At 70.5% G+C, this 12,441-nt stretch carries 7 protein-coding genes and 1 pseudogene; 4 read left to right on the plus strand and 4 right to left on the minus strand.

The window, feature by feature from the left end:
* Positions 1-153 precede the first annotated feature (153 nt).
* Both ACIDOF_RS31365 and ACIDOF_RS31370 read right to left on the minus strand, forming a co-directional pair.
* Positions 154-1,059, minus strand: a complete 906-nt coding sequence (locus tag ACIDOF_RS31365; RefSeq protein WP_409009558.1) for a SigB/SigF/SigG family RNA polymerase sigma factor — start codon at positions 1,057-1,059, stop codon at positions 154-156.
* A gap of 152 nt (positions 1,060-1,211) precedes the next feature.
* Positions 1,212-2,396: a zinc-dependent alcohol dehydrogenase gene (locus ACIDOF_RS31370; RefSeq protein WP_409009559.1), complete on the minus strand. Its 1,185-nt coding sequence runs from the start codon at positions 2,394-2,396 to the stop codon at positions 1,212-1,214.
* A gap of 222 nt (positions 2,397-2,618) precedes the next feature.
* On the opposite strand from ACIDOF_RS31370, the pseudogene ACIDOF_RS31375 reads away from it, so the two are divergent.
* From ACIDOF_RS31375 to ACIDOF_RS31385, 3 genes and pseudogenes are all read left to right on the plus strand, one after another.
* Positions 2,619-2,909: pseudogene (locus ACIDOF_RS31375) on the plus strand (hypothetical protein); the annotation flags it as partial.
* 67 nt (positions 2,910-2,976) lie between these two features.
* Positions 2,977-3,426 (plus strand): DUF523 domain-containing protein, encoded by a 450-nt coding sequence (locus tag ACIDOF_RS31380; protein ID WP_409009560.1) that lies wholly within the window; start codon positions 2,977-2,979, stop codon positions 3,424-3,426.
* A gap of 166 nt (positions 3,427-3,592) precedes the next feature.
* Complete coding sequence (locus ACIDOF_RS31385) at positions 3,593-4,429, plus strand: PIG-L family deacetylase (RefSeq protein WP_409009561.1); 837 nt, start codon at positions 3,593-3,595, stop codon at positions 4,427-4,429.
* Between the two features lie 86 nt (positions 4,430-4,515).
* Here the strand turns inward: ACIDOF_RS31385 and ACIDOF_RS31390 are convergent, their stop codons facing one another.
* The gene (locus ACIDOF_RS31390) at positions 4,516-5,370 is read right to left on the minus strand and encodes a hypothetical protein (RefSeq protein ID WP_409009562.1); all 855 of its coding nucleotides are present in this window, start codon (positions 5,368-5,370) and stop codon (positions 4,516-4,518) included.
* The gene (locus tag ACIDOF_RS31395) at positions 5,370-10,604 is read right to left on the minus strand and encodes a caspase family protein (RefSeq protein WP_409009563.1); all 5,235 of its coding nucleotides are present in this window, start codon (positions 10,602-10,604) and stop codon (positions 5,370-5,372) included. The genes ACIDOF_RS31390 and ACIDOF_RS31395 overlap by 1 nt, the downstream gene beginning before the upstream one ends.
* 238 nt (positions 10,605-10,842) lie before the next feature.
* Here ACIDOF_RS31395 and ACIDOF_RS31400 point away from each other — a divergent pair, with 238 nt between their 5' ends.
* Positions 10,843-12,435, plus strand: coding sequence for an APC family permease (locus ACIDOF_RS31400; protein WP_409009564.1), 1,593 nt, complete (start codon positions 10,843-10,845; stop codon positions 12,433-12,435).
* Positions 12,436-12,441 lie beyond the last annotated feature (6 nt).

A 12,441-nucleotide genomic window follows, 5' to 3' on the forward strand; every position in this document is an offset into this window, starting at 1 on the left:
TCGGCTCAACCACCGGGTTGACTTCGGTTACCCCCGCTGGGGCGCTGTACGCCTGTCCCTCGGGCGACATCATCGCCGCCCTCTGACGTCCCAACCGGTCCCAACTCATCCCACCTGGTCCCAACTGGTCCCACCTACTGGTCCCAACTGCCGTCAGGCGTCGGCGAGGAGTCCTTCGCGCAGCCGGTCGCAGGTCGCGCGGAGCAGGCGGGACACCTGCATCTGGGAGACGCCGATCCGGCCCGCGATCTGTGCCTGCGTGAGGCCCCGGAAGAACCGCAGATAGAGGATGAGCTGCTGGCGCTCCGGGAGTTCGGCCAGCAGGGGTTTGAGCGATTCCCGGTCGACGACCAGGTCGTAGGCCTCGTCGTCGTCGCCCATGACGTCGACGAGGCTGGACCCGGCGCGGCCGGGCACGGGCGCGTCCAGGGACGCGGCCCGGTACGCCTCGTGCGCCGCCATCCCGGTGGCCGCCTCGTCCTCGGTCAGGCCCGACCGCTCCGCGATCTCCCGGGTCGTCGGCTCGGCGCCGGGGTGGGCCTGGTCCAGCTCGACGGCGGCCAGATAGGTCCTGGTGTGCAGTTCCTGGAAGCGGCGCGGCACGTGCAGGCTCCACAGGTGGTCGCGGAAGTGCCGCTTCAGCTCGCCCACCATCGTCGGGATGGCGTACGAGGCGAAGGCGTACCCGCGCTCGGGGTCGTAGTGGTCGACCGCCTTGACGAGTCCGAGCGCGGCGACCTGGAGGAGGTCCTCCCGGCTCTCGCCGCGGTGCCGGAAGCGCCGGGTCACGCGTTCGGCGACGGGCATCCAGGCCCGGATGATCTCCTCGCGTACGGCGGTGTGCTCGGGGCCGTACGGGAGGCGGGCCAGCCTGCGGAACGCGGGCGCGGTGTCAGGGGTGTCGTCGTGGCGGCGGGGGGTGTGCTTCCGAGGGGGTTGTCTCCGTCGGAAGTCGTCACTCCGGACGTCGGTACTTCGGACGTCGGTACTTCCGGCGTCGGTACTTCGGGAGCCGGTATGAGGAGGCTCCTTGGCGTCACGGTCACGGTCGGTACGCATGGCTCCCGTGCCTTTCGTGTGGCTGACGGTTGTCCGCCGTGGGAGCCGGCCAGCAGGCGCAGCCGCCGGGACAGCGTCCCTCGGCGTGCCTCTGGCCCGAAGCACCCTTCCACGATACGCGCCTTCGGCCGCCCGTTCCTGGGCTCGGCGTCTCACGGAGTGAGCACGGCCTTGATCATCCCGTCGTCCTTCGCCTGGAACGCCGCGTACGCCGCCGGGCCCTCCTCCAGCGGAAGGGTGTGGGTGGCGAAGTCCTCGACGCCCAGGACGTCCTCGTCGTCGAGGAGCGGCAGGATGTCGCCGACCCAGCGCTTGACGTTGGCCTGGCCCATGCGCAGCTGGAGCTGCTTGTCGAACATGGTGAGCATCGGGACGGGGTCCACGGCGCCGCCGTACACGCCGATGACGGACACGGTGCCGCCGCGGCGGACCGCGTCCACGGCCGTGTCGAAGGCGGTCATGCTGTCGACTCCGGCGCGGCTCATGACCTTCTCGCCGAGCGCGTCCGGCAGCAGCCCGGCGACCCGCTGGGCGGTCTTCGCCAGCGGCGCGCCGTGCGCCTCCATGCCGACGGCCTCGATCACGGCGTCGGTGCCGCGGCCGGCGGTCCGGTCACGGATCGCGTCGCCGACGGCCTTGCCGTACTCGCGCAGGTCGAGGGTCTGCACGCCGCGGGCGGCGGCGCGGGCCAGCCGCTCGGGAACCAGGTCCACGCCGATGACCTGGTCCGCGCCGCGGTGCAGGGCGATCCGGGCGGCCATCTCCCCGATCGGCCCGAGCCCGATCACGGCGACGCTGCCGCCCACGGGGACGTCGGCGTACGCCACGGCCTGCCAGGCGGTGGGCAGGACGTCCGACAGGTAGAGGTAGCGCTGGTCGGGCGGGCCGTGCTCGACCTTGACCGGCAGGGTGTTCCCGAACGGCACCCGCAGCAACTCGGCCTGCCCGCCCGGCACTTGGCCGTACAGCTTGGTGTAGCCGAAGAGGGCGGCGCCCATGCCGTGCTCGGTCACCTGGGAGGTCTCGCACTGGGAGTGGAGTCCCCGGTCGCACATCCAGCACGTGCCGCAGGAGATGTTGAACGGCACGACCACGCGGTCGCCGACGGCCAGGGCGGTGACCTCGGGGCCGGTCTCCTCGACGACGCCCATCGGCTCGTGCCCGAGGATGTCGCCCGGTTCGAGGAACGGGCCCAGCACTTCGTACAGGTGCAGGTCCGACCCGCAGATGCCGGTCGAGGTGATGCGCACGATGACGTCGGTCGGCTCCACGACGACCGGGTCGGGGACGGTCTCCACGCGTACGTCGCGCCTTCCGTGCCAGGTCAGGGCCCTCATCGCAACTCCTGTGGGTCGGTTCCCCCCTTGCTCTGCGCCTGCCGTCGGGGTGTGGGTTCCCCGGGGCGGGGCGGTTGCCGCCGGGTACCCGTTTCGTTCGCACCGACCCGGGAACCTGGCGTACGAAACCCGACCGGGAACCTGGCGTACGGAACTCGACCCGGGAACCTGGCGTACGGAACTCGCTGCGCAGCCCCACCCCCCACCCCACGCGAGGCAGTCATGAGCGAGCAAGAGAGGGCGGACGACGCCTACCAGCCCGTCGGCGACAACGAGGAACAGCAGGACGCCGCGCCGCTCGACCTGGAGAACGCGGCCGACCCGGACGCCTACGACGACGTGCTCGACCAGGGGTACTCACCGCCCGAGAAGCCGTCCGGCGTCGACAAGGTGGGCACGACGGCCGCGGAACAGCGCGAGGGCGAGACGCTCGACGAACGGCTCCGGCAGGAGCGGCCTGAGCGGTCGGAGAGCCCGGAGAGGCCTGAGGGCGGGGAGGGCTCCGGGGAGGGGTGAACGGGGATCAACAGGAGGAACGAACCGGGCTCGGCCGGCCGACGGCGGGGTCTACCCTGACGGTGTGGAAGCGATCCTGGTCAGTGCGTGTCTGCGTGGAGTTCCCTGTCGGTTCGACGGGCGGCACAAGGCGTCGTCCGACATCGAGGAGGCGGTGGCCGGCCGGGACGTGGTGTCGTTCTGCCCCGAGGTCGCGGGCGGCCTCAGCACGCCTCGCCGGCCGGCCGAGCTGGTGGGCGGCGACGGGCACGACGTACTCGACGGCACGGCGCGGGTCGTCGAGGACACGGGGCGGGACGTGACCGCGGAGTTCGTGGACGGCGCCCGACGCGCCCTCGCCGCCGCCCAACACGCGGGCGCCACCGAGGCGTTGCTCATGCCGCGCAGCCCTTCGTGCGGCCGGGGCGAGGTGTACGACGGGTCGTTCGGCGGTGAACTCGTGCCCGGGGACGGGGTGACCGCGGCGCTCCTCGAACGGAACGGGATCGCGGTGCGGCCTGCGCCCGGGGTGTGAGGCGGGAGCCTACGGAGGAGTGAGGCGGCGAAGTCGGGCCGGGGCGGACGTCGCGGGAACACCCGGGCGGCCCGGCGCGGTTGCACGACCGAGGGACCAGCGCCCGCACGCACAGCGCGCGCTCGGCCCATTTCGTACGTACGGACTTACTCAGGAGAACGCATCCATGACTGACCGCCGCCCCTTGACGCTCATGGCAGTGCACGCCCACCCCGACGACGAGGCCACCAGCACCGGAGGAGTGCTCGCCCGGTATGCGGCGGAAGGCATCCGGACGGTGCTCGTGACGTGTACCGACGGCGGTTGCGGTGACGGGCCGGGAGGCGCCAAACCGGGCGAGCCCGGGCACGATCCGGCGGCCGTCGCCGCGCTGCGCCGCAAGGAACTCGAAGCAAGCTGCGAGGTCCTGAAGATCAGCGACCTGGAACTCCTCGACTACGCCGACTCCGGCATGATCGGCTGGCCCAGCAACGACGCCCCTGATTCCTTCTGGCAGACCCCCGTCGAGGAAGGCGCCGCCCGGCTCGCGGAACTCATGGAGCACTACCGCCCCGATGTGGTCGTCACCTATGACGAGAACGGCTTCTACGGGCACCCCGACCACATCCAGGCCCACCGCATCACGATGGCGGCGCTGGAGCGGACCGAGCTGACGCCGAAGGTGTACTGGACGACGATGCCCCGCTCGGCGATGCAGCGCTTCGGCGAGGTCATGCGCGAGTTCGACGAGAACATGCCGGAACCGGACCCCGCCGAGGCCGCCGCACTCGCCGAGATCGGACTGCCCGACGACGAGATCACCACGTGGGTGGACACGACCCCGTACAGCGACCAGAAGTTCGACTCCCTTGCCGCGCACGCCAGTCAGGGCGAGAACATCTTCTTCCTCAAGATGGGCAAGAAGCGGTTCGGCGAGCTGATGGGCATGGAGACGTTCGTACGCGTCCAGGACCCGACCGACAGCCCCGTCCCGGAGACCGACCTCTTCGCCGGGCTCCGCTGACCGTTCACGACGTACGTCCCGTCCCGTGCCCTCACCTGAGGCGCAGGACGGGACACTGCCCGTCGCGCGGACGACGCGTGTGTGCCTTACGTCAGCCCCAGTCCCTCAGCGATGCCGAGCCCCGTCTCCCTGGCCGTGAGATACGGCCGTACGTCATGGGCCTTGGCACCGTTGTGGATCGAGACATCCCTGATGCGCTCACCGAACCTCGGCGCGAGTTGCTTCACGAGGGGCACCACGTCGCCGCGGTCGGCGACATTGAGCCAGCGCTTCACCGGACTCGGCCAGGAACCGCGGCCATCGACCGGCGGTGGCAGCAGCCGCTCGAAGACCAAGTTGCGTACGGCCAGCGGCGATCCGAGCGTGACCAGCGACATGTCACGCCAGTCCGGGTGGGCGCACAGCGTCTCGTATGCGACAACGCTCCCCAGTGAATGCGCGACGATCAGCTCCGTGTCCGCCGTCACACACCGCTCAAGGCGCTGTTGGATCACCGCCCGGACTTCGGCGTCGGTGAAGTAGGTCCGCACCTGCCGGGCGCTCCAGATCAGAAGTCGCTCGCTCAGTCCGGCGAAGAACGCCGAGTGGCTGAGCGCGTCCAGAGCTCGCTGCACCAAGTACGGGGTGCGCAGCCTGGCCGGAGCCTCGGGGCCAGGGACCGCAGGATCGGCCTCGGCCGCCTCCGCCCACCACTGGAGCAGCAGGTCTCGCTCCAGCCCGTCCATGACGTCCGAAGCATCCAGCTCCGGGACACCGAGCCCTCGATGGCCTGCGGGCCGGAACACATCGCCGTAGAACGCCATGGACACGTCCTCGTACGGGAGTTGGACCCCGGTGGCCAGGGCGAGGCCGTCGGCAAGCGCCGGGTACCAGTCGGCGAGGAGCGTCTGCGATCCCTTGTACTGCTGGGCGATTCCGTGCACCAGGACGACTCGGCTCATCATCTGCTCCCTTGGTCTGCAGAGGCCTTGGGGCGGAGTTGCAGCGTGACCACGCCCATGTAAGTGGCCGCGCAGAGGCGGCCCGAGGTGTCGAGCGAGATGCCGCGGATGGCGCTGCCGATGTCGAGTTCGGCGTTCCAGGCGGGAGCCCCTGGCGTCCAGACCCGCATCAGTCCGTGCTGGTCCGCGGCCACCAGAGTGGGGATGCCCGCCACCATTGCCACACGGATGGCGTGGATCGCCGACGGGAAGGGCTCCAGATCCCAGTTCGCGTCGCTCCCGTCGTCCAGGTTCCAGGCCCTCAGTACACCGTTGCCCGCGCCCGTCACGACGAGGTCCCGGTCGAGGCGCGCGATCTCCAGGCCGTACGCACCCATGACGTGGCCGTCGAACGGCGCCCCCACGGAAGCCCCGCCGTCCAGGTCCCACACGCGTACCGTGCCGTCCTCCGAAGCGCTCGCCACCAGGTGCCGGTCGCCGACCGTCGCGGGGCGAAGCGCCGTCACCTCGGCCGTGTGCCCGGTCATGGGCGGGCACACGGGTGCCTGCGTGTGCAAGTCCCAGGCGTTGAGCGTGTAGTCGACGGCCACGGAGATCACCACGGGCCGCTCACCCGCCGGGTGGACGCAGGCACCCCACGACATGCCGGAGCGCTTGCCGATCGGCCTGCGTGACTCGAGGCTCCACACCTCGGTCTCCGTCCAACTGCTGCGCACCACCACGCTGTCGCCGCCCAGGTCGACGGCGGTGGCGCCGTACACCACTGGCGAGGCCGTGGTCATGTGCGCGGCGACCTGGCGGCCGTCCTTCAGATCGTGGGTGCGCACCACACCGTCGACGGCGCCCGTGACAACCACGTCCGTGCCGTCCCCGGTGCGGAGGATGTCCGCCGAGAGCAGGCTCGGGTCCGCGCCGCTCAGCGGCTCTCCGAGAGGCCTCATGGTGGCGAGGTCCCAGAGGCGCACCTCACGCGAGGTGGCCAGGGCGGTGACCGGCACGCCGTCGATCTGCCCGAGCGCGGGCGCCGCCCGCTCCACCCCCTGGCCCATGCGTGTGTAGCCCTCCATGGGAGGGCCCAGAGGCTCGCCGGTTTCCACGTCCCAGGCTCGCGCAGTGTCGTCGAAAGCCATGGAGGCGACGAGAGTGCGCTTCCCGACCTGCGCGAGGGCGCCCACCATCACGTACGCCGTGTGTCCGGTCATGGGCCCGGCGAGCGCCGCGCGTGTCTCCATGTCGTGCACGTACAGGTTGTTGCCTTCGAGCACGGTCAGGACGACAGGGCGTCGCTCGTGGAACGCCACCCCCACAGCCCGGGCCGATTCCGTGAGGTCCTCCACGTCGAAGTGTGCCTTCGGCGCGACTGGTCCGGGTTCCGTGGCACCCTCCACCTGCCAGACGTACGCGTGGTCGAGCTGGGTGGACAGGACGATCTCCATCCCACGGCCCAGCGTCTGGACCGCGAGGTGCCGGATGCCCCCGATGTGCCCCACGAGGGGGCTGCCGATGGCGTCTCCGGTGGCGACGTCCCAGAGGCGGACGGTCCCGTCCTCGCCTCCGCTGACGACTACCGCGGTCCCGCTCAGTTCACCGAAGGCCAGGCAGCGCACAGCGTTGGTGTGGCCCACGAGAGGGGCGACGGGCGCCGCGGCGGCGGAGGCGTCCCACAAACGGACGGTGGTGTCCGCCCCGGCGGTGGCCACCACTGTTCGGCCCCGGACCTGCCCGAGGGCCACCGCGAGCACCGGACCCGAGTGGCCCTCCATCGGCCCGCATACCTGGGTACGCGTGCAGGGGTCCCACAGGCGCGCCGTACCGTCCTCGCCTCCCGTGAGGATCCGAGGGCGGCCGCCGATCGTGGCGAAGGCGAGGGAGCCCACCGGCCGGGCATGGCCCTCCACGGGCTGATCAGCCGTCAGATCCCACATGCGTGCCGTACGGTCCTGGCCGACCGTGACTGCGAGCGGGGCGTCGGTATGGTCGGTGAAGGCGGCTGCGGTGATGTCCGCTACGTGCCCGCGCAGCGGGTGCCCCAGTTGCTGCAGGGTCCGCAGATCCCACAGCCGTGCTTCCCTGCGCCCGCTGGTCAGTGCCACCGGGCGGCCGCCGAACTCACCTACGACGGCTGAAGCGACACCGCTGCGCGCCTCGTAGACGTGTGCCGTGACCGGTTCGCCGATCTGGCGACGGGACTCCACGTCCCAGCGGCTGAGCATGCCCGCCCGGTCACCGACCAGTGCCACTGTCCGCCCGTCGAGCCGCGCCAGGCACACCGTGTTGACGGCCTCCGCGGGACCGATCAGCGGGCTGCCGTCGGGGCGCGCATCACCACCGTGGAGGACTTCACTCAGGTCCCACACGTACACCGACTTGTCGTCGCCACCGGTGACGGCGATCGGGCGCCCGTTCAGCTCGCCCAGATCCACGTCCCATACCGTGCGGCGGTGAGCGCTCAGGGCAGTGCCCAACTGCCGCCGGGTGACGAGGTCCCAGACCCGAGCCGTGCCGTCGGCGCTGGCGGTGAGGACCACGGGGTGGCCGTCTATGGCTCCCACCACGATGCTCTGGACCTGGTTGGTGTGCCCGGCGAGCGGCAGGCCGTACTCCTGGCCCGCCGACAGGTCCCAGACGCGGACCGTGCCGTCCTGTCCGCCGGTGAGGGCCACGGTGTAGTCGCCGAGGTCCCCGATGGCGATGGCACTCACCGCGATCCCCACGCGCAGCGGGTCTCCGATCTGCCGCTGCGAGGTCAGGTCCCAGACCCGGGCCGTACCGTCGAGGCTTCCGGTCACCGCGATCGGGCGGCCGTCGAGAACTCCTACCGCGACGCAGCCCACGGACTTGGCGTGGCCGCTGAGCAGCCGGTGGACTCCGCTGGTCGACCACCACGCCCACGTGGCCGACCACGGCAAGTCGACGCCGAGTTGCTCGATCCGGTCGGCCAGGCGGTCGGCTTCGCAACGCCGCGCCGAGAGCTGCAGGTCGGCCGCGCGCTCTCCGAGCGGACGGTCGGCCGTCAACCGGTGCGCCACCTGCTCGTACGAGCCTCGGATGCGGCGCGGCCCGTCGCCTTCGATGGATGCGAACGCCCGCAACAGCGACAGCGGTTCACTGGCCAGGAGGAATCCGGGATCCTCGATGAGTTCCGCGAGCTGGCCGGCCGCCGCGGCATGCGTGGCCAAGTGCTGGCGTACGTACGGGATGGCCGCGAACCACTCCCGGCGACCGTCCGGCGACGTGGGCACGAGCGTGCCCAGCGCTTTGACGACGGCCCGCTGGACGACCTCCGAGGGCCGGTCCGCCGTCGCCCGCAGGTGCTCAGCCAGGGCCTTGTGGTAGAGCCGGTAGACGGAGCGCTGATCGTCGTCGATGACCTCGGCGATGTAGGCCTCCGCGACGTCGAGCACCCAAGCGACGTCCTCTTCCGTGCACTCAAGGCCTGAGATCACGGAGCTCAGAGCGGTCCAGACGCGGCCACGAGGCAGCCCCTTCCCCTCGGAGAACGCAAGGGCGAGCAGCATCCGGCGCACCCTCGGCTCGTCCGGGCCGAACCGTGCGAGGTAGTCGTCGAACGCCTCCCCCACCTCGCTGGGCAACGCGTCGGCCCACCCTGGCCTGTTGACGTCGACCGCATGCTGGTCGGAGCGCAGTGTGCGGGCTGTCGTCCTGGCGTACAGATAGACACCGGCGGCCTTCTCGGCCACACCGCGGGCGACGGTCGCGGCCAGGTCCGGCAGACCACGGTACGGAGTGCCTACGTTGTCTTCCTCGGTGGCGAGGAGAACACGGGTGACGTAGCCGGCGACATCGTCCTCTCCGGCCCGGTAGTCGGGAAGGTCCAGGTCGATGGTGGTGAACGTGGGGCCGAGGGGGCCGACCAGTTCATGACGGGTCCCGACGAGCAGCCTGACCCCGGGGATCTCGGACATGGGGCGGAGCAGTTCGCGGGTGATCCGGCGTGGCTCGCCGTGGCCCCCGGCGTCCGCCGCCGTGTCGGATCCAGCCTCGTCCACCGCGTCGACGACGATGACCGAGGTGTGGCCGAGACGGCCGCGCCGCGTGAGCTCCTGGAGCAGATCCGCGACTCCCTCCGCCGCGGTTCCCAGAGCGGTGGCGATCCGCTCGACCACTTCTTCGAGACGCTTGTGCCGCGCATGCACCGCGGCTGTGACTCGGCCCTCGGGTACCACGGTTTGCGGGTCGAGGCTCGACAGGTCGAATTTCGATCGGTAGCGCCCGTCCGACAGGGCCACGATCCGGCCGAGCACCGCTGATTTGCCGCATCCGGGGCTGCCCGTGACCACCCTGCCCCGGCCGTCCCCGTTCACAGCCGACAGCCATCCGACCAATTCGGAGAGGACCCGCGCACGTCCGCTGAAGTACAGGCCCTGCTCCGACTCGAACTCGACTCCACGCGACCTCGGTCCGAAGTGTTCGGTGATGTCCCGTGCCGCCACCCGCCGCTGCACCTCGAGGTCGGTGCCGAGCGGAGGAAGTCCCTCCTGGTAGCCGGAGTTGGGCAGGAAAGGAGCGAGCCCGGTCACGAGTCCGCTCGCCAACTCGGCCCGCTGTCCTCGGCCTTCGGCGTCGAACCGCTCGTTGACCGCCTTGACGAGCTCGGTGAGGTCGAGGAACTGCTGCCGCTGTCCCGTGCGTTCGGTCGTCTTCTGTACAGCGTCGACCAGCGCGGCCACGAAGGCGCCGTCCTCGGCGATGTCCTTGCGTCGCGCGGAGGCGAGGAACCACATTCCGGTGGACGTCCGCAGCCCCGTGTTGCGGTAGGCGATCGACTGCAGCGCGACCGCCGAGGCCTCCGCGCTGCCCGCGCCGCCCGCGCAGGTGTCGAGGATGAGCAGCAGGTGCCGCAGATCTCCTCTGCACAGGATCCGCAGCAGATCTTCGGTGGCCAGAGCAGTGGCCGCCAGGTCCTCGTCCTGGGAGTCCCAGCAGAGCAGGTAGTGCCGGTCCCGGTCCTCCACGACGCCATGTCCAGCGAAGTAGACGACGACCACGTCGTCGGCCGCCAACCGAGCGTCCGCCGACCAGTGCCTCAGCTTCTGGCGGATCTGTTCGGCCCCGTCGTACTCACCGAGCCCGGGCAGTACGACTTCGTACCCGAATGACGCGAACAGCTCGGCCGCCGCCCTGACGTCGCTCGGGACGGATTCCAGCTGTGCATCCTCGGGAAGATGGCGGTAACGGCCGCTTCCCAGCGCAACGAAGTACCGCCGCCCCACCTCAACCGCCCTGTCTCTAGCGCTCGTTGCCCGGGTTCAACTCTATCCGCAGACCCTGGGGCGGCGCCTGTGACAGCGTGGATTCACCAGCGAGCGACAGATGACGCCACCGCTGTCCAGCCACGCCCGAGCCAGCGGACGAGCGGACCCCGCCCCCGACAACTCGTCGCCCCCGCAAGGGAATTGCGCGACCTCCTGTCGGTTGTGGCGTACGTCACTGCGCGGCAGGGTGCCCGCCATGTCAGAGACACCAAGCACACCCGAGGTCCACCGGCTCAAGGCGAATTCCGTCGGGCTCGTCGGCGTCGTGTTCATGGCCGTGGCCACCGCGGCGCCGATCACGGCCATGACCGGGAACCTGCCCATCGCCGTCGGGGCAGGAAACGGCACCGGTGCGCCTGCGGGCTATCTCTTCGCGACCCTCGTCCTCACCGTCTTCTCGGTCGGCTACGTCGCCATGGCCAAGCGGATCACCGCCGCCGGGGCGTTCTACGGCTACATCTCGCACGGGCTCGGCCGGATCGCGGGCATGGCGTCCGGGATGCTCGCCGTGCTCGCGTACGTCGTCTTCGAGGCGTCGATCGTCGGCGTCTTCGCGTACTTCGCGCAGACCACCGTCCACGACCAGTTGGGCGTCGACCTGCCGTGGATCGTGTACGCGGCCGCGATGCTCGCGGTCACCGGCGTCCTGTCGTACTTCGACATCAACCTGACCGCGAAGGCCCTCGGCGTGATGCTGATCGCCGAGATCGCCGTGCTGTTCGCCGTGGCGACCGCCGTACTGCTGCACGGCGGCGGCCCCGACGGCATTCCCGTCGAACCCGTCAACCCGGCCAACGCCTTCACCGGCACCTCCGCCGGGCTCGGCCTGTTCTTCGCGTTCTGGTCGTGGGTCGGCTTCGAGTCGACCGCCATGTACGGGGAGGAGTCCCGCAACCCGAAGAAGGTGATCCCGCGGGCCACACTCGTGTCGGTCGTCGGCGTCGGCCTCTTCTACATCTACGTCTCCTGGATGACCATCGCGGGCAACGGCCTGACCGGCGCGGTGCAGGTCTCGCAGTCCACGAGCCCGCTCGACCTGTTCTTCGACCCGGCGCACAGCTTCATCGGCGCCTGGGCCGTCGACGCCTTCCAATGGCTCCTGATCACCGGCTCGTTCGCCTGCGGCATGGCCTTCCACCAGTGCGCGTCCCGCTACCTGTACGCGATCGGCCGCGAGGGCTTCCTGCACCGGGGCCTCGGCCGTACGCATCCCGTGCACGGCTCCCCGTACGTCGCCTCGTACGTCCAGTCGGCGATCGCCGTCGCCCTCGTCGGGGCGTTCTGGATCACCGGCCAGGACCCGTACGTACACCTGTACACACTGCTCGCGATCCTCGGCACGATGGCGATCCTCATCGTGCAGACCCTCTGCTCCTTCGCCGTCATCGGCTACTTCCGCCACAACCACCCCGAGGACCGGCACTGGTTCAGGACCTTCCTCGCCCCGCTGCTCGGCGGCGTCGGCATGACCGCCGTCGTCGTCCTGCTCGTGGTCAACATGGACACCGCGGCGGGCACGGCCGCCGGCTCCGTGTTCTTCAAGGCCGTCCCGTGGATCGTCGGCCTCGTCTTCTTCGGCGGCCTCGCCCTCGGCCTCTACCTGCGGGCACGGCAGCCGGAGCGCTACGAGATCATCGGCCGGATCGTCCTGGAGGACGCGGTCGAACGCGACACCGAGCACAGCCCCGAGAACGGCACTGCGAACGGCGCCAAGAACGGCACCGAGAACGGCAGCCAGAACAGCACCGAGAACAGCACTGACGCCGAGTCAACTTCCGCCACAGCCTGAGGAGTT

The organism is Streptomyces sp. Da 82-17 (assembly GCF_046098215.1).
Lineage (GTDB): Bacteria > Actinomycetota > Actinomycetes > Streptomycetales > Streptomycetaceae > Streptomyces.